Annotated in this window: 13 protein-coding genes and 1 pseudogene; 9 read left to right on the forward strand and 5 right to left on the reverse strand. The window is 56.2% G+C overall.

Annotated elements, in window-relative coordinates; genetic code table 11:
• The coding region (locus APH34_RS11610) for an SEL1-like repeat protein (RefSeq protein WP_054901203.1) at nt 1–1,400 on the reverse strand (1,400 nt) is incomplete at its 3' end.
• Between the two features lie 248 nt (nt 1,401–1,648).
• Here APH34_RS11610 and APH34_RS28650 point away from each other — a divergent pair.
• The 9 genes and pseudogenes from APH34_RS28650 to APH34_RS11650 all read left to right on the forward strand — a co-directional run bounded on the left by APH34_RS28650 (nt 1,649) and on the right by APH34_RS11650 (nt 13,193).
• Nucleotides 1,649–1,877, forward strand: a pseudogene (locus APH34_RS28650) (hypothetical protein).
• Between the two features lie 195 nt (nt 1,878–2,072).
• A complete protein-coding gene (locus APH34_RS11615; protein ID WP_054901204.1) occupies nt 2,073–2,327 on the forward strand; it encodes a hypothetical protein in 255 nt (84 codons plus the stop codon).
• A 30-nt stretch (nt 2,328–2,357) separates the two neighbouring features.
• A complete protein-coding gene (locus APH34_RS11620) occupies nt 2,358–4,121 on the forward strand; it encodes a type I restriction-modification system subunit M/S (RefSeq protein WP_054901205.1) in 1,764 nt (587 codons plus the stop codon).
• 95 nt (nt 4,122–4,216) lie between these two features.
• Nucleotides 4,217–6,616: a type I restriction-modification system subunit M gene (locus tag APH34_RS11625; protein WP_054901206.1), complete on the forward strand. Its 2,400-nt coding sequence runs from the start codon at nt 4,217–4,219 to the stop codon at nt 6,614–6,616.
• A gap of 152 nt (nt 6,617–6,768) precedes the next feature.
• Entirely contained in the window at nt 6,769–7,899 is a 1,131-nt protein-coding gene (locus tag APH34_RS11630) for a restriction endonuclease subunit S (RefSeq protein ID WP_218187070.1), read from the forward strand.
• A 12-nt stretch (nt 7,900–7,911) separates the two neighbouring features.
• Nucleotides 7,912–8,436, forward strand: a complete 525-nt coding sequence (locus tag APH34_RS11635; RefSeq protein ID WP_054901208.1) for a hypothetical protein — start codon at nt 7,912–7,914, stop codon at nt 8,434–8,436.
• Between the two features lie 3 nt (nt 8,437–8,439).
• The gene (locus tag APH34_RS11640) at nt 8,440–9,333 is read left to right on the forward strand and encodes a Kiwa anti-phage protein KwaB-like domain-containing protein (protein WP_054901209.1); all 894 of its coding nucleotides are present in this window, start codon (nt 8,440–8,442) and stop codon (nt 9,331–9,333) included.
• 37 nt (nt 9,334–9,370) lie between these two features.
• Entirely contained in the window at nt 9,371–12,478 is a 3,108-nt protein-coding gene (locus APH34_RS11645) for a type I restriction endonuclease subunit R (RefSeq protein WP_054901210.1), read from the forward strand.
• The gene (locus tag APH34_RS11650) at nt 12,468–13,193 is read left to right on the forward strand and encodes a M48 family metallopeptidase (protein WP_054901211.1); all 726 of its coding nucleotides are present in this window, start codon (nt 12,468–12,470) and stop codon (nt 13,191–13,193) included. Before APH34_RS11645 ends, APH34_RS11650 begins: the two co-directional genes overlap by 11 nt.
• A gap of 132 nt (nt 13,194–13,325) precedes the next feature.
• Here the strand turns inward: APH34_RS11650 and gyrB are convergent, their stop codons facing one another.
• From gyrB to dnaA, 4 genes are read right to left on the reverse strand one after another with little or no spacing between them, the layout of a single operon-like run.
• On the reverse strand, nt 13,326–15,746 hold the full coding sequence (gene gyrB / locus APH34_RS11655; protein ID WP_054901212.1) for a DNA topoisomerase (ATP-hydrolyzing) subunit B: 2,421 nt from the start codon (nt 15,744–15,746) through the stop codon (nt 13,326–13,328).
• A gap of 4 nt (nt 15,747–15,750) precedes the next feature.
• Nucleotides 15,751–16,854 (reverse strand): DNA replication/repair protein RecF, encoded by a 1,104-nt coding sequence (recF, locus tag APH34_RS11660; protein WP_054901213.1) that lies wholly within the window; start codon nt 16,852–16,854, stop codon nt 15,751–15,753.
• Nucleotides 16,855–16,869: 15 nt separating this feature from the next.
• Nucleotides 16,870–17,973, reverse strand: a complete 1,104-nt coding sequence (gene dnaN / locus APH34_RS11665; RefSeq protein ID WP_054901214.1) for a DNA polymerase III subunit beta — start codon at nt 17,971–17,973, stop codon at nt 16,870–16,872.
• Nucleotides 17,974–18,013: 40 nt separating this feature from the next.
• Nucleotides 18,014–19,549 carry a chromosomal replication initiator protein DnaA gene (gene dnaA, locus APH34_RS11670; protein WP_054901215.1) on the reverse strand — a complete coding sequence of 512 codons (1,536 nt, stop codon included), beginning with the start codon at nt 19,547–19,549 and terminating at the stop codon, nt 18,014–18,016.
• Between the last annotated feature and the right edge of the window lie 142 nt (nt 19,550–19,691).

Consider the following 19,691-nt stretch of genomic DNA (forward strand, 5'->3'; position numbering starts at 1 on the left):
GATTCTAGCTGCACCGCTGAAAGCTTCTGAGCTACCACGTTAAGCAGCTTACCGAATCCTTTCATATAGCATCGATTCTTCACAGAGAGCGAGAGCCAGATATAGGCGCTCGGATAATCCTGTTGAACACCCTCACCGTTCTTGTACAAACCGCCCAAGACGTACTGAGCCTGGGCATTCCCCTGCTCAGCGGACTTGCGGTACCACGTTGCCGCCTCTACAAAGTCCTGCGGCACGCCTCGCCCCTTTTTGTAAAGGCGCCCAAGCGTGTACTGAGCATACTCATCTCCCTGCTCAGCAGCCTTTCGGTACCAGACGGCAGCCTCTACGAAGTCTTGCGGGACACCTCGGCCTTTCGCATACAGCGTCCCAAGCGCATCTTGGGCCAAGTCGGATCCCTGCTCAGCCGCCTTACGGTACCAGACAGCGGCCTTTGAATAATTCGGGGGGGTGATTTTGCCGCTTTCGTAAACATCACCTAGCGCATACTGAGCCCAAGCCGAGCCTTGTTCGGCAGCCTTATAGTGCCAAACAATTGCCTCTGCGCAGTCCTGAGGCACACCTTGGCCATTTGAATACAAGCGTGCCAGCGCATCCTGAGCCGAAGCATGACCTTGCTCTGCCGCTTTGCGATACCAGGCTGCCGCTTCCGCGAAGTCCCGTGAACAAGGTTCACCTTTTTCGTATAGACGGCCTAGCGCGTATTCGGCCCAGCGATTCCCCTGAACGGCGGCTTTCATATACCAAGCCTCCGCCTTGGCCGCGTTGTGCTTGACGCCATCGCCCTTCTCGTACAGCTTGCCGAGGGCAAGTTGGGCCCAGCTGTATCCTTGCATGGCGCCTTTGCGGTACCACGCGCCCGCTTTTGCATAACTTTGTCGAACCCCGACTCCTTTCTTGTACAAGTCACCGAGGGAGTGCTGGGCAAAAACATAGCCTTGTTCTGCGGCTTTACGGTGCCAAGTAGCTGCTTTCAGCAGATCCTGCGCGACGCCTTCACCCTCTTCGTAAAGGCAAGCCAGGGCATGCTGCGCCTCCGCAAGGGTCTGTATGGCAGCCCTCTGGTACCACGTTGCCGCCGTTTCAAAACTTTGTGGAACGCCTTCGCCCTTGGTGTACAGATCGCCCAGTGCATACTCGGCCCAGTCGACGCCCTGCTCGGCGGCCTTACGGTACCAATTGGCCGCTTTCGCCAAATCCTGGGGCACACCTTGCCCAGTCTCATAAAGGCGCCCCATGGTGTACTGGGCCCAGCCATGGCCCTGCCTGGCGGCCTTGCGATACCAGCCAGCCGCTTTCTCAAGGTCTTGTGCGACACCCTCACCACTTTCGTACAAGCTACCTAGGGTGTATTGGGCAGCAGCATCTCCCTGCTGCGCAGTTTGGCGAAGGCTGTTCACGAATGACCACTCCTTGATCGGATTTAAGGTGCTCGCGCGGAGGCTCAAGCGACAAGTCGCAAAATGCTATCACGCGTTTCGGGCGTTGGCGTCGAATGCCGGCGTGTAATTGGACGTTATGGTGAATCGCCCCCCCACCGTTATCCACCGCCTGGTGAGACTGCAGGGCCATCCTGGCCGCCAGGTTGTGTGGTTGCGCTATACCAGCAGGGTGGGGCCTGGCTGGACAGTGGAGCGGAGGAGCAGCCATGAAAAGAGCCATCGAGCAGGACACCTTGGCGGCGCTGGTCGAGACCGGCGCGGCGCGGGAGTTTCGCGTGCTGCGCGACGGCGAGGCCTGGCGCCTGGAACTGCGCCTCGGCGTGAAATGGCTACCGGTGCGCTCAAGGCGTGAACCGGTGAGGTATTGGCGCTCGCTCACTTCCGTCGGGCGGTTCTGCGAGGGGGGGGATCAAAGTGCTGACGGTCGAGTTGTAAAGAGTGGCGCCAGTGTATTTCTGACGCACCGACTACCCCTGCACCTACACCACCGGTGGCTTCTTCAGCGAACGCAAGCATGTTGTCCTGGGAAATACGCAGCATCACAAAATTAAAAAGCATTTATTGCTTTATTGACAGACAAAAAACTTTCCTCTAGATTCGGCTCATGGTCAGCCACCAGGAGCACACAGTATGCACGCCACTCACCACTGCAAAGCCCGCCAAGCCCAGCGCGGCATCCCGCTCAAAATGATCGATTACGTGCTTGCTCACGGCACTGTGGATCAGGATAAATTCATCATCGGTACCAAGGAAGCCAAGCAACGCCTGGCTGATTTAGAGAGCGAAAAGCGCTTACTGATGAAGATCCAGGATAAGGGGGGCGTCGTGGTCGTAGCGGAAGGGGATGCACTGATTACCACCTACAACTGCACACAGCGCGCTTAAGCGCCGACTCGCCCTCTTTCAGGAAGCAGCATGAACGAAAAGATTTTCACCCAGCTGATGGACTCGATACGTGGACTGGCGTTGACGTCCCATGCCTCCCTGTCGCTGATTCTTCAGCTGCTGTGCTGGCAAAAACTGTCCAAAGACCCGACTGTTCCAGTGGAACTCCGCTTTGAAACCCTGGCGGATCAGGGGCTAGCAGAGCAGGTCGCGGCGCTGCGTAACTTGCAGTCGTATGCAGCGTTTCCGTTCATCGATGAAGGCGTATGGCAAAGCCTCCATGGTGTGCGAGACCTTTCCCCGCTGATGCAAAAGATTCGTGCTTTGGAATCCCAAGATTTACTCGACACCCTCGCTGTAGATGATGCCTGCTTCTGGGCAACTGACTATAGCCAAGGTATTTTTGGGTACGCCCCGACCTTATGTAACTTGCTGGTCGCTCTTTTGGAAATCACTCCACAGCAAACCGTGTACGTTCCTTGGGAGGGGTCTGGGCAGATTGCCGCTCGGGTAGTACGAAGCAACACCAAGGTTTGGGTTGAGTCCCAGATGCCCACAACACCTGCGCAAATACTTAGCCTGATCAACGCAACTGGCTGGAAGCTGCACCCTACCAATCCAGTACAAGCGCCTGCTGCTCTTGAAAAAGGCCAGCTGATTCAGTTTGATACGGCAGTCTGTGCCCCCCCGATGGGTGTCCGCTACTCTCAGGACATCTCTGGAAATGACCTTTGGGGGCGGTTTGAAGAGAAAACGCCGGTTGGTAACGTTCTTCATATCCAGCACCTCTTGGCTCAGACCAAGGGCCGTATCGTGGTCACTGTTCCAAATTCCGTGCTGTTCGGTAAAGGTGCGGAAAAACAACTGCGCGAGTATTTGCTGAAGCATGGCTATCTCGACGCCGTCATCGCATTGCCTGCCGGCCTCTGTAGCCATACGGCAATCCCACTAACCGTTCTAGTTCTGAATAGAAGCCGTCGGACTGACGTTGTTCGCTTTGTGAATGCGGACACTGACGAGTTCCGGGAGATTTCGGCGAAAAAGCGTTGTGCGCTGAAGAATATCCCTGATCTGCTGGCATTGATCGCGAACAAGAGCACTTCTGCTATTGCGGCCAGCATTCCGATCAGCCAGATTGCTGAGAATGACTTCAGCCTTGAGGTCAACCGTTACGTATTAGATGAGTCGGCGCGCAAGCTAAACGAGACGCTGACACGTTATGAAACCCGTAAACTTGGCGAGCTGTTTGACATCATCCGTCCGCGCCAGCACACGACTGCTTCACGCGGTGAGCAGGTGTGGGAAGTACAGGCTCAAGACATCCCGCAGTACGGCTACATCCAACACGCCAGCAAAGAGACGCTATTTGACCTCGATTCACCCAAGGCAAATTCATATTTCATCAGGCCTAATGATGTCTTGATGACATTCAAAGGGGTCGTTGGCAAAACAGGCATCGCAGGCATTGTCCCAAACTCAGGGAAGGATGGCTGGATAACCGGTCAGTCCCTGGTGATTTTGCGCAGCCGATTCCCCGAAATCTATCCTCCAAAAGCACTGTTAATTTATCTGCGGTCAGCCATGGGCCAAGGGCTACTGAGCCGAATGGCAGTCGGTGCCTCGATTCCATCACTCCAGCTCTCGGCACTCAAGGAATTGGAAATTCCCATGCCCTCAGTTGAGGGTATGCAGCCAATGGTTCGGGCGTTCGACGAAGAGGCTCAAATACAGACTGAAATAGAGCGGCTGCGCCACCGGCAGACAGAGTTATCTAGTAATTTCTGGTCACTCTGATTCGCGCTCGACAAGCAAGAATACTATTCCTGCTGCAGTACAGCCGAGTGCCTAAATTACAAACTTATTATTAAATAACGGACACAACGAACCACATGGCCATCAAAAAATCCGAACTCTATTCCTCTCTGTGGAAATCCTGCGACGAGCTGCGTGGCGGGATGGATGCCTCACAATACAAGGACTACGTCCTGGTGCTGCTGTTCGTAAAGTACGTTTCAGATAAGTATGCCGGCGACCCCAGCTCACTAATCGAGGTTCCCGAAGGTGGCAGCTTCGCCGACATGGTGGCGCTTAAGGGTGACAAGGAGATCGGCGATAAGATCAACCAGATCATCGCCTGTCTGGCCGAAGCCAACAACCTCACCGGCGTCATCGACGTCGCCGACTTCAACGACCAGGAGAAGCTCGGCAAAGGCAAGGAGATGGTCGACCGCCTGTCCAACCTGGTCAGCATCTTCAACACACCGGGCCTGGATTTCCGCAGCAACCGCGCCCAAGGCGATGACATCCTGGGCGATGCCTACGAATACCTGATGCGCCACTTCGCCACTGAGTCCGGCAAGAGCAAGGGGCAGTTCTACACTCCAGCAGAAGTGTCGCGGATCATGGCTCAGGTCATCGGCCTGGCCAATGCTACCGACAGCAAGCAGAGCATCTACGACCCGACTTGCGGCTCTGGCTCGCTGCTGCTCAAAGCCCACGACGAAGCCAAGAGCATCACAGGCCTCGACTTAGCCATCTACGGCCAGGAAATGGACAACGCCACCAGTGCCTTGGCCAAGATGAACATGATCCTCCATGACTGCCCGACGGCGGAAATCTGGAAGGACAACACCCTGTCCGCGCCACATTTCAAAGACCCGATGGGCAACCTCAAGCTTTTCGACTTCATCGTCGCCAACCCACCGTTCTCCACCAAAGCCTGGAGCAATGGCTTCAACCCAGCCGAGGACGACTACAATCGCTTCAGCTACGGCATTCCACCGGATAAGAACGGCGACTATGCATTCCTCCTGCACATGCTCACCTCGCTGAAAAGCACCGGCAAGGCGGCGGTGATTCTGCCCCACGGCGTGTTGTTCCGTGGCGGTGCCGAAGGCGTGATCCGCAAACGCATCCTCCAGCAGGGCTATATCCAGGCCATTATCGGCTTGCCGGCCAACCTGTTCTTCGGCACTGGTATTCCCGCCTGCATCATCGTTCTCGACAAAGCTGGCAGTGCAGGGCGCAAGGGGCTGTTCTTGATCGACGCCAGCAAAGGCTTTATCAAGGACGGCAACAAGAACCGCCTGCGCGAGCAGGACATCCACAAGATCGTCGATGCCTGCACCCAGCAGCGCGAACTGCCCAAGTTCTCACGCCTGGTGCCACTGGCCGAGATCGAAGCCAACGACTTCAACCTCAACATCCCGCGTTATATCGACATCAGCGAAGCGGAAGATCTGCAAGACATCGACGCCCACCTGCACGGCGGCATCCCCGAGCGTGATGTGGATGCCCTACAAGCTTATTGGGATGTGATGCCCAACCTGCGCGGGTCACTGTTCGCCCCGCAACGCCCCGGCTACCTGCAACTCAAGGTGGCGCAGACCGAGATTAAGCCCAGCATCTTTGCCCACCCCGAGTTCACTGCCTTTAACCAGACCATCAGCGACCTGTTTGAAGCCTGGCGCAACGAGCACCGCCCACGCCTGCAAGGAATCACCATCGGCGACCGGCCCAAGGCATTGCTCAATACGCTGGCCGAAGATCTGCTGCACCGCTTCAAGTCCGCACCGCTGCTGGACGCCTACGACGTGTACCAGCACCTTCAGGACTACTGGTACGCCACCTTGCAGGATGACGTGTACCAACTGGTGATCGACGGCTGGCAGGCGCTGATTGCCAGCGGCCCGGCCAAGGGAGAACCCAATACCGACTTGCTGCCACCCGAACTAATCGTGCGCCGCTATTACGCTGCCGATGCTTCAGCTATCACCGAGCTGGAAGCCAAGCGTGATTCCCTCAGCCGCGAACTGGAAGAGCTGGACGAGGAACAGAGCGGCGAAGACGGCCCGCTGGCCGAAGGCAAAACCGACAAGGGCAAGCTCACCGCCGCCAGCGTCAAGGCACGCCTGAAAGCCATCAAAAATAACCTCGACGCCGATGAGGAACGCCAGGCACTGGAACAGTGCCTGGCATTAATCGAGCGCGAAGCCGAGGCCAGCAAAAAGGTCAAAGCCGCGCAGAAGGCGCTGGATGCCAAGGTGCAGGCCTACTACGCACAGCTCAGCGAGGCCGAGCTGAAAACCCTGGTGGTGGACGACAAATGGCTGGCTACCCTGCAAGCCGATGTGCAGACCGAGCTGGATCGGGTGTCCCAGGCCCTAGGTGGCCGTATCCGCCAACTGGCCGAACGCTATGCCACGCCGCTGCCGGCGTTAAATGCCGAGGTAGAGGTACTGGCGGCCAAGGTCAATGCACAACTGGCCAAGATGGGGTTTTCTGTATGAGTGCCGAAGTGAATCCAGCGTTTAAACAGTCTGAGGTATGGGTGGTTCCACATGACTGGACAACTGCTCGACTTGGCGAACTTACCCAAGAAGGCCGTCATATTAGGTATGGTGTTGTCCAGCCTGGCCACCTAGTAATGTCAGGCTGTCTTATGTTGCGCAGTCAAGACTATTCGAAAGGATGGCGAGGTGCTGACGATATGCATCGAGTCTCCGTCCAGCTTGAAGCTCAATATAAAAATGCAAAACTCAAAGCTAAAGACTTGGTGATGACTGTTGTAGGAGCGGGAATTGGCCAGGTCGAATCTGCTCCAAGCTGGCTTGAAGGAGCCGTTCTTTCCCGAAGTACGGCACGCATAGCCATTGACAATAAAAAGGCAGAGCCACTTTTCATAAAGTATTTGCTAGAAAGCCCAGCGACCCAAAAGCAACTATTAGACTGCCAGAAGGAAGGCGCACAGCCAGTGGTTAGCTGCCCCGATCTTGCATTGTTTCGGATGCATTGTCCTCCGATAGAAGAGCAAAAATTGATAGCGGGTGCACTGGGAAAAATTGACGATCTGATCAACAACCTGGATCAACTTATCGCCAAAAAATGCGATATTCAGCAAGCCACCATGCAACAACTCCTCACCGGCCAACGCCGCCTGCCGGGGTTTAGTGGGGAGTGGAAGGTTAAGCGGTTAGGGGATCATTTGTCATTCTTGAGGAATGGTACAAACTCACGCGCAGAGCTAACTACTGAAGGTGATGTTCGCTACCTGCACTACGGCGATATTCATGGCAGCCAGCACCTGCTGCTGAATCCGGCAAAAACATCTATGCCCTGCCTGCCACACGAAAAAGCAAAGCGTTTAGATCGCTTGGAGAACGGCGACCTTGTCTTTTCTGATGCGTCAGAGGACTTGGATGGCGTTGGTAAATCTGTCGAGGTTCAGCTCCTTGAGGATATGGAGCTTGTTTCAGGCTTACACACCATCGCAGTGCGATTTGACAAAAATTTAATGGCGGATGGGTTTAAAGCTTATTTACAGTTCATACCAGCATTTCGCTCGCATTTACGTCAGTTAGCAGCCGGCACCAAAGTCTATGCAACTAATCGTGCCCATATTGCTAGTGCAGAGTTAGAGGTTCCTGAAATCGAAGAGCAAGTTGCTATTTCCACCATCCTTTCCGATATGGACACCGAGCTCTCATCCCTAGAAGCCCGCTGCGACAAAGCGCGCAAGCTAAAGCTAGGTATGATGCAGGAACTCTTAACCGGTCGTATTCGACTTGTCTGACAGAGGTCGCAGATGCTGAATCAGTTCGCTAAAGGGTTGTTGGTCGCCACATCCATGGCCCCCATTCTTGGGGCTGTAGCAGTCAACCAAATCGCCCAAGATCTGCCATACCGCAACTGGGCTCCCTGGCTAGCCGTTGCAATTCTTTTAGGACTGATTTGCTGGCTGATGCTGATATTGGTTACCCAGAGGGGAGAGCAGCATCGACTGAAGGTGCAGGAGTTCGAGAATAGCGATAAAGAAATCGTCGTATTTCTACTCACCTACCTGCTGCCATTCCTTGCGACAGACAAGCTAGACTTCACTGGAGAGTGGGTTACAGGCGTCTACATCTTCGCCGTCATTTTCTTCACGGTGGCCCACGCCGGTGCCTTTCATTTCAATCCGGTCATGGGCCTATTGGGTTATCACTTCTATGCGGTCAAGGATGACTCGGGAGCATCCTGCCTGCTGATCAGTAAAAAAACAGTCCGCCGCCCAGGCGAAGCGCTCAATGTTGTTGAGCTAACCGATGGAATCTATCTGCAAAGGACATAACGAATGCTTGAACACTTGCACCTTGTAGCTCTGCTGAAAGAGCGCAATCAGCTCACCCTGCGCCGCATTCCATTGGTAGCTGAGCTACAAGCAGTGCTCACTGAGAAATGGCAGAGCCAAATAGATGATTTCCTGCTTGACGCTCAGGAAATTGACTTCGACCCTGGCTATACACCGGAGGCTCACGAGCGGTTCTGCTTAGAAGACTTCGAACTTCCTCAGGTAGTGGCTGCTGAGCACTCAGGTAGCGTTCGCCATCTCGAACCAATAGATATGCAGGGAGTGGAGCCTTCGCTAATCAAAGCCATCCTTGGTTTTGCCCGGCAGGATGACGGCAGTGAAATTTTGCTGATTCAGAGCTTCAGCAAATCGCACATCATCAGCCCAGGTCAATTCTTGTTCTTTACCAGGAACAACTTTGAAAGCTCGGAAACTCCGGCCCTTTCACTTAGCGATCAACTGACTGCAGTCTATTACCCAGCTCAACAGAAACTGCTGTTCAGAAGCTATCGAGCAGCAAACGCCATTTTCAACCTTGCTGACTTCTACAAGGAAGCTACCGAGGAAGACATCAAGGCTATTCTGGCTCACGAAAAGCTTGCCCCTGTTAGCGTCGATTCACTGGCCAAAGGCGCAAGCCAATGGTTCTGCAAACGGTTCGCGCTACTCAAGGACTCGGAAATCCTTGATCAGTACACGGTCACTCAGATTATCCAGCACTCCAATGGCTACGATCTCAACATACAGATCGACCTTACCAGCGGGCAAGAGCGCATTGTATTTCCTGCAGAAAAGGCACCGGCCAAAAAGCTGCTCCAGTTCCTCAACGAGGAGCTTTTCAGAGGCGCTATCACCGAGCGCCTGTTTGAGACCAATTCGAAGCGCATTGCGGATTAAATGCGTCAACTCTCACTAGGAAAAGGAAGCGGCCTCAATGAGCACCGTTGGCCAGATCGAAAAAATGACCCAGCAACGCGTGGCCAAGCTGTTCCAGCAGGCGCTGGGCTATGAGCACCTAGGCGATTGGGCCGAGCGCCCGAACAACGCCAATATCGAAGCAGAGTTGCTGCGTGCCTGGCTACTTGAGCGGGGCGTTGAGGCGAATCTGGCCAGCCGCGCTGTCTTCGAGCTGAACAAGGCCGCCAACGATGCCAGCAAGGGCATTTATGACCGCAATAAGGCGGTGTATGTACTGCTGCGCTATGGGGTGAAGATCAAGCCTGAGGTGGGCGAGAATACCCAGACCGTCTGGCTGATCGACTGGAAACAGGCTGACAAGAACCACTTCGCAATTGCCGAGGAAGTCACCGTCAAGGGCGCTGATGCCAAGGCCAATACCAAGCGCCCGGACATAGTGCTCTATGTGAATGGTATTGCCCTAGGCGTACTAGAACTGAAGCGTTCCAAGGTGGCGGTGAACGAGGGCATCCGGCAGAACCTGGACAATCAGAAGGCCGAGTTTATCCAGCCGTTCTTTTCGACCATGCAGTATCTGATGGCCGGCAACGATACCCAGGGCCTGCGCTACGGCACCATCCAGACCGGCGAGAAGTACTACCTCACCTGGAAGGAGGAAAACGCGGACAGCGCCGATGCCGACAATCTGCTGGATCGGCATTTGCTCCAGCTGTGTAACAAGACGCGCTTTCTGGAACTGATCCACGACTACATCGTGTTCGACAGTGGCGTGAAAAAGCTCTGCCGACATAACCAGTACTTCGGCATCCGCGAGGCGCAGCGCTACCTGCGTCGGCGCGAGGGCGGAATCATCTGGCACACCCAGGGCTCGGGCAAATCCCTAACCATGGTCTGGCTGACCAAGTGGATTCGGGAAAACATCCAAGATTCACGGGTACTGATCATCACCGACCGCACCGAGCTGGATGAGCAGATTGAGAAGGTATTCACCGGCGTCAACGAGCAGATTTACCGCACTACCAGCGGTGCCGACCTGATCGACAAGCTCAACCAGCCTTCGCCCTGGCTGCTGTGCTCGCTGATCCACAAGTTCGGTGCCCGCGAAGATGCCGACGTGGAAGGCTTTGTGGAAGAGCTTCGCAAGAGTCTGCCACCGGACTTCAGCGCCAAAGGCGATCTCTATGTGTTCGTTGACGAGTGCCACCGCACCCAGTCCGGCGAGTTGCACAAGGCGATGAAAGCTATCCTGCCTAATGCGGTGTTTATCGGTTTCACCGGTACGCCGCTGCTCAAGGCCGACAAGCAGAAAAGCATCGAGGTATTTGGCCGCTACATCCACACCTACAAATTCAATGAAGCGGTGGCCGATGGTGTGGTGCTCGACCTGCGTTACGAAGCCCGCGACATTGACCAGAACATAACGTCACAGAAGAAAATAGATCAGTGGTTCGATGCTGAAACCAAGGCGTTGAATGATCTGGCCAAAGCCCAGCTCAAGCAGCGCTGGGGCACCATGCAGAAGGTGCTGTCGAGCCAATCGCGACTGGAGAAGATAGTCGCGGACATCATGCTGGATATGGCTATCAAGCCGCGCCTGGCCGATGGCCGGGGCAATGCCATGCTGGTGACCAGCAGCATCTTCGAAGCCTGCAAGTGCTATGAGCTTTTCAGCAAGCTAGGCATGGGCGAAAAGTGCGCCATCGTCACCAGTTACAAACCGTCGCCTGCCGACATCAAGGGCGAGGCCACCGGCGAAGGGCTGACAGAGAAGCTGCGCCAGTACGCCATCTACAACCAGATGTTGGGCGACAAAGACCCGGAAACCTTCGAGAAAGAGGTCAAGCAGCGTTTCATCAAAGAGCCAGGGCAGATGCGCCTACTCATCGTGGTGGACAAGCTGTTGACCGGTTTCGACGCGCCTTCGGCCACCTACCTCTATATCGACAAGCAAATGCGCGACCACGGCCTGTTCCAGGCCATCTGCCGGGTCAATCGCCTCGATGGTGAGGACAAGCAGTACGGTTACATTATTGACTACAAGGACTTGTTCAAGCAGCTGGAGGGAGCCATTGGCGACTACACCAGCGGCGCGCTGGATGGTTACGACAAAGCTGACGTGGCCGGGCTGCTGGAAGACCGCCTGGGCAAGGCGCAGGAAGATCTAGAAGATGCCCGCGAAGCGATCAAGGCCCTGTGCGAACCCGTTGAGCAGCCCAAGGACACGCCGGCATATCTGCGCTTCTTCTGTGGCACCGACTCGGCTAATGCCGAGCAGCTCAAGGCTAACGAACCCAAGCGCCTGAACCTGTACAAAATGACATCGGCGCTGATCCGTTGCTTCGGCAATATCGCCAACGAGCTTGAGGAAGCGGGCTATCGCGCCAAGGAAATCGTTGAAATCCAGGCCGAGGTGGATCATTTTTCCAAAGTACGTGATGAGGTGAAGCTCGCTAGCGCTGATTACATCGACTTAAAAGTCTATGAACCAGGCATGCGCTTCTTGATCGACACCTACATTCGCGCTGAGGACAGCGAGAAAATTTCAGCCTTCGAGGATATGTCGCTGATCGAGCTGATTGTCGAGCGTGGCGTAGGGGCCATCGACGCGCTGCCCAAGGGCATCCGCGAAAGCCAGGAAGCCGTCGCCGAGACCATCGAGAACAACGTGCGCAAGTTGATTATCGACGAGTCGCCGGTCAACCCGAAGTACTACGAAACCATGTCCTCGCTGCTCGATGCACTGATCGCCAAGCGTAAGGAAGACGCTATCAGCTACCAGCAATACCTGGCCGAAGTGGTGAAGCTAACTAAACAGGCGAAGAATCCCACCAGCGCCAACAGCTACCCCGGCTCGATCAATAGCAGCGCCCGCAAGGCCCTATATGACAACCTGGGACAGGACGCCGGCCTGGCATTGGCCGTAGACGCTGCCGTGCTAGATAGCCGGCAGGATGACTGGCGCGGTAATACCATGAAGATCAAGCGCGTGCGCCTGGCCATAAAGAACGCGCTGGATCAGTGGGACAAAGACGCCGCTGAAGCCTTGGGCGGCTATTCGGTAGGACAGGACATCGAGCGGCTGGAAGCCTTACTAGAATTGGTCAAGCATCAGCATGAGTACTGAGTCGCGTAGCATCACGGTCAGCGGTTTGACTGTGGAGATCGTGCGCAAGCCGATCAAGAACCTGCACCTGGGCGTGTATCCGCCGCATGGCCGTGTGCGCGTGGCTGCACCGTTGGCGGTCGACGACGAAGCTGTGCGCTTGGCGGTGGTTGGCAAGCTGGGCTGGATCAAACGCCAGCGCACGAAGTTTCAGGCCCAGCCCCGGCAATCAGAACGGCGGATGGTCAGTGGTGAAAGCCATTACTTCTTAGGCCGTCGCTACCGCCTGCGCGTTTACGAAACCACCGGTGCTTTGCGTATCGCACTGCGTGGCAATGCCACTATGAATCTCTTCGTGCGCCCTGACACCACAGTCGAACGCCGCGAGCAGGTGCTGCACGACTTCTACCGGGCCGAACTAAAACGTCTGGTGCCGGAGCTGCTGGCGAAATGGCAGCCAAAGTTAGGGGTTGAAGCGCTGTGCTGGGGCATCAAGCGGATGAAGACCAAATGGGGCACCTGCAACATCGATGCCCGGCGCATCTGGCTCAATCTGGAGCTGGCCAAGAAGCCCGTGCAGTGCTTGGAGTACATCCTGGTGCATGAGCTAGCTCACTTACATGAACGCCACCACAATGACCGTTTCACTGCTCTGCTGGATCAGCACCTGTCGCAATGGAGGTTGCTAAGAGATCAACTCAATAGCTCTCAGCTAGCTGATGAACGATGGCAGTAAATGTGAAATGAAAAAGCCCCCGGCAGATCGCATCTCCGGGGGCTTTTTCTATCTTCAACTCGGGCGAGTAACTTTGGCCCAAGCGCTTTTCTTTGACCGAAAGAGCAAATAACTTTGCCCGCCTACACCTGATCAGAAGTCCAGGTTCGACACCGACAGCGCGTTGCTTTCAATGAAGTCGCGGCGCGGCTCAACTGCATCGCCCATCAAGGTGTTGAAGATCTGATCGGCAGCGATCGCGTCTTCGATGGTGACCTTCAGCATGCGGCGCACGGTCGGATCCATGGTGGTTTCCCACAGCTGATCCGGGTTCATCTCACCCAGCCCTTTGTATCGCTGGATGGTGTGACGCTTGGTGGTTTCGTTCATTAGCCAGTCCAGGCCTTCCTTGAACTCAACGATCGCCTTGCGACGCTCACCGCGTTGAACGTATGCACCTTCACCCAACAGGCTGGACAGCTTGGTGCCGATGTTGACCACGGTGCGGTAATCGTTGCTGCCGAAGAAGTCGCGGTTGAAGGTGATGTAGCTGGCCAGGCCGTGGGAGGTGATTTCCACTTCCGGCAGCCAGACATTACGCTCTTTGTCTTCGCGCAGGCTGGCTTTGTAAGCCAGGCCTGACTTCTGGCTGTTGTTCAGGCGTTCCTGCAGCTTGGCCAACCAGCCTTGCATGACAGCGTGATCACCCAGTTGCTCCAAGGTAACTTCCGGCAGGTAGATGAAGTGCTCGGTCAGCTCTTCCGGGTACAGACGCGACAGACGCTTGAGAGTCTTCATCACGCTGCGGAATTCGTTGACCAGGGCCTCCAGTTGTACGCCGGAAACGGCTGGGGCCGATTCGTCCAAGTGCAGGCTGGCATCTTCGAGGGCCGATTGGGTCATGTATTCTTCCATGGCCTCGTCGTCCTTGATGTACTGCTCCTGCTTGCCTTTCTTCACCTTGTACAGCGGTGGCTGGGCGATGTAGATGTAGCCGCGCTCGACCAGCTCTGGCAACTGACGGAAGAAGAAGGTCAGCAGCAGGGTACGGATGTGCGAACCGTCAACGTCAGCATCGGTCATGATGATGATGTTGTGATAACGCAGCTTGTCGATGTTGTACTCTTCGCGGCCGATACCACACCCAAGAGCGGTGATCAGCGTGCCCACTTCCTGGGACGAGATCATCTTGTCGAAGCGTGCCTTCTCGACGTTGAGAATCTTACCCTTCAGCGGCAGGATCGCCTGGGTGCGACGGTTGCGGCCTTGCTTGGCCGAGCCACCTGCGGAGTCACCCTCCACCAGGTACAGTTCGGAGAGGGCAGGGTCCTTCTCCTGGCAGTCAGCCAGTTTGCCCGGCAGGCCAGCGATATCCAGCGCACCTTTGCGGCGGGTCATTTCACGGGCCTTGCGCGCCGCTTCGCGGGCACGGGCGGCATCGATCATCTTGCCGACAACGGCCTTGGCTTCGTTGGGGTTTTCCAACAGGAAGTCAGCGAAGTACTTGTTCATCTCCTGTTCCACGGCGGTTTTCACCTCCGAGGAAACCAACTTGTCTTTGGTCTGGGAGCTGAATTTCGGGTCTGGCACCTTCACCGAAATAATTGCGGTCAGGCCTTCGCGAGCGTCATCGCCAGTGGTGGCGACCTTGTTCTTCTTGGCCAAGCCTTCCTGCTCGATGTAGTTGTTGAGGCTACGGGTCAGGGAAGAGCGGAAGCCGACAAGGTGGGTACCACCGTCGCGCTGTGGAATGTTGTTGGTGAAGCACAGCAGGTTTTCGTTGAAGCTGTCGTTCCACTGCAGGGCGACTTCAACACCCACGCCATCGTCACGCTGAACGTTGAAGTGGAACACCTGGGAGTTGACCGGAGTCTTGTTGGTGTTCAGGTATTCAACGAATGCACGCAGGCCACCTTCATATTTAAAGAACTCTTCCTTGCCCGAGCGCTCATCCTTCAGCAGGATGCCAACGCCCGAGTTCAGGAACGACAGTTCACGAATCCGCTTGGCCAGGATGTCCCAGCTGAAGTGGATATTCTTGAAGGTCTCAGCCGAAGGTTTGAAGTGAATGTGGGTACCGGTCGTTTCGCTGTCCCCCACAATGGCCATCGGCGCCTGTGGAACACCATGAACGTAAGTCTGCTCCCAGATCTTGCCGCTACGGCGAACGGTGAGTACCAGCTTTTCGGAAAGGGCGTTTACAACCGAAACACCTACACCGTGCAGACCGCCGGAAACCTTATAGGAGTTGTCGTCAAACTTACCGCCGGCGTGCAGCACGGTCATGATGACCTCGGCAGCAGAAACCCCTTCTTCCTTATGAACATCAACCGGAATGCCGCGACCGTTGTCGCGCACACTGATGGATTCGTCCGGGTGAATGATGACCGTGATGTCGTCGCAGTGCCCGGCGAGGGCTTCGTCGATCGAGTTGTCGACCACTTCGAAGACCATGTGGTGCAGGCCGCTACCGTCATCGGTGTCGCCAATGTACATGCCGGGACGCTTGCGCACGGCATCCAAACCTTTCAGCACCTTGATGCTTGAAGAGTCGTACGTTTGATTTTCGCTCATGCCTTCACTCCCGATGGTCGTGGGTCTGGGTGATACGGCCTTGTTCCACGTGGAACAAAGCAACTGGCGTTTCCGTCTGCCAGACTTCCCTCAGTAATTCGTGATCTACACAGGTGATGAACACCTGGCAGCGTAATTCTTCAAGCAAGCGGCACAGTGCGCGGCGATGCTGGTCATCCAGCTCGGACGGCAAGTCATCAACGAGATAAATACAATGGCCGCGTCGAGCCTGGCTCACGAGGTGGCCCTGGGCAATGCGCAATGCGCAAACCACTAGCTTCTGCTGGCCACGTGACAAAATGTCGGCTGCATTATTGGCAGCCAGACGCAGACGTAGATCAGCACGCTGTGGACCGGCTTGGGTATGGCCCATCTGCTGATCGCGAAGGAGAGAGGAGGCGAGTACTTCGTTGAGTTCCCGGTCCTTGTCCCAGCCTCGGTAGTAGCTAAGGGTCAACCCGTCCAGCTCGACCAGTTCGCTCAGGGTTTGCTCGAAGACGGGCTTCAAGGCCTTGATGTAGTTGCGACGGTATTCATCTATTTCCGCGCTGGCCAGGCATAATTCCCGGTCCCAGGCGGCTTGCGAAGCTGGGTCAAGTGTACCATGACGCAACCATGAGTTCCGCTGCCGCAACGCCTTCTGCAGCCTTTGCCACGCAGGCATGAAGCGGGGTTCCACGTGGAACACTCCCCAATCCAAAAACTGCCGGCGTATCTTCGGCGCACCTTCCAGCAGCCTGAAACTGTCGGGGTTGATCAGCTGCAACGGTAGCAGCTCAGCCAATTGAGCGGCGCTCTTGGCGTTCTGCCCGTCAATGCGGATAGTAAAATCGCCCGCCCGCTCACGCGAGACACCCAGGTTACTGGTTCCGCCTTCGGCCAACTGCACTTCACCAAACACGGTGCAGGCTGCTTGCTCGTATTGGATAACTGGGTTCAAGCGGGTACTGCGAAACGACCGCGCTAGCCCGAGCAGGTGCACAGCTTCAAGCACACTGGTCTTGCCACTGCCGTTAGCGCCGTAAAGGATGTTAATGCGGGGGGAGGGCGAGAGGGTCACCGGGTGCAGGTTGCGCACCGCGGTGACCATGATACGTCGAAGGGACATTGGGCCTGCTACGGTTTACAGACGCATCGGCATGACAACGTAGGACGAGTCGTCATTGCCGGCTTCCTGCAGCAGGGCGCTGCTGTTGGAGTCCGACAGGATGAGGCGAACCTGTTCTGTCGTCATCACGCCCAATACGTCCAGCAGATAACTCACGTTGAAGCCAATCTCCAGCGAGCTACCGTCGTAGTCCACGCTGATCTCTTCTTCCGCTTCTTCCTGCTCGGGGTTGTTGGCCTGAATTTTCAACTGGCCAGCGGCCAACTGCAGGCGAATACCACGGTACTTTTCGTTGGAAAGAATCGCGGTACGGCTGAAAGCCTCGCGCAACGCCTGACGGTCACCGATCACCAGCTTGTCGCCACCCTTAGGCAGTACGCGCTCGTAGTCCGGGAACTTGCCATCGACCAGCTTCGACGTGAAGGTGAACTCGCCGGTGGTCGCACGGATGTGGTGCTGGCCCAATACGATACTGACCATACCCTCTGGGTCGGTAAGCAGGCGCGCAAGTTCCAGAATGCCTTTACGAGGCACGATGACCTGATGACGCTCATCCTGCTCGATAGGTGCGGTCATCGAGCACAGCGCCAGCCGGTGACCGTCGGTGGACACAGCGCGCAGGGTGTTGCGCGACACCTCCAGCAACATGCCGTTGAGGTAGTAACGGACATCCTGCTGGGCCATCGCAAAGCTGGTGCGCTCGATCAGGCGGCGCAGTTTGCTCTGCTCCAAGTTGCAGGTCAGCGAACCTGGGCCTTCTTCCACCGTCGGGAAGTCATTGGCTGGCAGGGTCGACAAGGTGAAACGGCTGCGACCGGCCTTGACCAACAGCTTCTGCTCATCGACCTTGATATCGATCAGGACGTCGTTTGGCAGGCTTTTGCAGATATCCATTAGCTTGCGCGCCGGCACGGTGATTTCGCCAGGCTCGGCTGGCTCTTCCAGTTGTACGCGGCCTACCAGTTCGACTTCCAGGTCGGTACCGGTCAACGACAACTGCTGGCCTTGCACGACCAGCAGCACGTTGGACAGGACCGGCAAGGTCTGACGGCGCTCGACGACACCGGCGACCAGTTGCAGGGGTTTCAACAGGGCTTCGCGTTGAATGGTGAAATGCATGGTCTAGTCCCTTGCCTTTAAATAGCTGCGCCGCCGGCCATCAGGTCGTCAGCGTACGCAGCAGGTTCTTGTAGTCCTCGCGGATGTCCGCGTCGGATTCCTTCAGTTCATTGATCTTGCGGCAGGCGTGCAGCACGGTGGTGTGGTCACGGCCACCAAACATGTCGCCGATTTCCGGCAGACTATGGTTGGTCAACTCCTTGGACAACGCCATGGCCACCTGACGCGGGCGTGCAACAGAACGCGAGCGGCGTTTGGACAACAGATCGGCGATCTTGATCTTGTAGTACTCGGCCACGGTGCGCTGGATGTTATCCACACTCACCAACTTGTCCTGCAGCGCCAGCAGATCCTTGAGCGATTCGCGAATCAGCTCGATAGTGATGTCACGCCCCATGAAGTGCGAGTGTGCAATCACCCGCTTCAGAGCGCCTTCCAGTTCACGTACGTTGGAACGAATGCGCTGGGCGATGAAAAACGCCGCATCGTGCGGCAGCTCGACCTTGGCCTGGTCGGCTTTTTTCATCAGGATCGCCACGCGGGTTTCCAGCTCGGGCGGCTCCACGGCCACCGTCAAACCCCAGCCGAAGCGCGACTTCAGCCGCTCCTCGAGGCCCTCAATCTCTTTCGGGTAGCGGTCACTGGTAAGAATTACCTGCTGGCCACCTTCGAGCAAGGCGTTGAAGGTGTGGAAAAACTCCTCCTGCGAACGCTCCTTGCGGGCAAAGAACTGGATGTCGTCGATCAGCAGCGCGTCGACCGAGCGGTAGAAACGCTTGAACTCGTTGATCGCGTTCAGCTGAAGCGCCTTGACCATGTCGGCGACAAAACGCTCGGAATGCAGGTAGACCACCTTGGCATTCGGGTTTTTCTTGAGCAGGTGGTTACCCACAGCGTGCATCAAGTGCGTCTTGCCCAAACCCACGCCGCCATAAAGGAAGAGTGGGTTGTAGCCATGCTTGGGGTTGTCGGCGACCTGCCAGGCCGCAGCTCGAGCCAGCTGGTTGGACTTACCTTCGACAAAGGTTTCGAAGGTGAATGTACGGTTCAGGTAACTGGTGTGCTTGAGCGCTCCCTCTACCTGGACAGTGCGCTGTTCGGTACGGCCGCTCGCAGCAGGTGCCGAAGCGGTATCAGCCATCGCATCGAAGCTCTCGCGCGACGAGGTTTCACCGATGTCATTGACCAGCACTGGCTCGGTTACCGCCGCAGCGGCCGGTTCGGCTGCCGCGACAGAGGGCGCAGCTGGCTGCTGCGACGGGTTCTGGGCCAGGGAAGCAGCCATGGCTGCGCTGACTGGGGCGTTGGGCGCTGCCCGCGGAGCAGAGCTGCGGCGGCTGCCTATTAATAAGGAAAGGGCAGGTGCAATGCCATTGCCTTGCTCGCCCAACAGCTCGAGCAGGCGGCCAAGGTACTTTTCATTCACCCAATCAAGAACGAAACGGTTAGGCGCATAGACGCGCAACTCGTCGCCTTCGGCTTCGACCTGTAGCGGACGGATCCAGGTGTTGAATTGCTGGGCAGGCAGTTCATCGCGCAGAAGCTCCACGCACTGCTGCCAAAGTTCCACTGACACGGATATCCCCTGAGTTTGAAAGCCGGATGAGGCAAAAACAAACCGCCATTGTACCGGTGGAACGATCAGTTATCCACATGTGGAAACATTCTGACCCATGCCAAAACAGCCATTTAGCGACCAAAACGGCGCCCAAGCAGTG

It is taken from the genome of Pseudomonas sp. NBRC 111131, assembly GCF_001320525.1.
Lineage (GTDB): Bacteria > Pseudomonadota > Gammaproteobacteria > Pseudomonadales > Pseudomonadaceae > Aquipseudomonas > Aquipseudomonas ceruminis.

Bases quoted from the DNA above. Each gene is read 5' to 3' on its own strand.
- APH34_RS11615 (WP_054901204.1), top strand. From the start codon at position 2,073: ATGCACGCCACTCACCACTGCAAAGCCCGCCAAGCCCAGCGCGGCATC.
- APH34_RS11620 (WP_054901205.1), top strand. From the start codon at position 2,358: ATGAACGAAAAGATTTTCACCCAGCTGATGGACTCGATACGTGGACTG.
- APH34_RS11625 (WP_054901206.1), top strand. From the start codon at position 4,217: ATGGCCATCAAAAAATCCGAACTCTATTCCTCTCTGTGGAAATCCTGC.
- APH34_RS11630 (WP_218187070.1), top strand. From the start codon at position 6,769: ATGTTGCGCAGTCAAGACTATTCGAAAGGATGGCGAGGTGCTGACGAT.
- APH34_RS11635 (WP_054901208.1), top strand. From the start codon at position 7,912: ATGCTGAATCAGTTCGCTAAAGGGTTGTTGGTCGCCACATCCATGGCC.
- APH34_RS11640 (WP_054901209.1), top strand. From the start codon at position 8,440: ATGCTTGAACACTTGCACCTTGTAGCTCTGCTGAAAGAGCGCAATCAG.
- APH34_RS11645 (WP_054901210.1), top strand. From the start codon at position 9,371: ATGAGCACCGTTGGCCAGATCGAAAAAATGACCCAGCAACGCGTGGCC.
- APH34_RS11650 (WP_054901211.1), top strand. From the start codon at position 12,468: ATGAGTACTGAGTCGCGTAGCATCACGGTCAGCGGTTTGACTGTGGAG.
- gyrB (WP_054901212.1), bottom strand. From the start codon at position 15,746: ATGAGCGAAAATCAAACGTACGACTCTTCAAGCATCAAGGTGCTGAAA.
- recF (WP_054901213.1), bottom strand. From the start codon at position 16,854: ATGTCCCTTCGACGTATCATGGTCACCGCGGTGCGCAACCTGCACCCG.
- dnaN (WP_054901214.1), bottom strand. From the start codon at position 17,973: ATGCATTTCACCATTCAACGCGAAGCCCTGTTGAAACCCCTGCAACTG.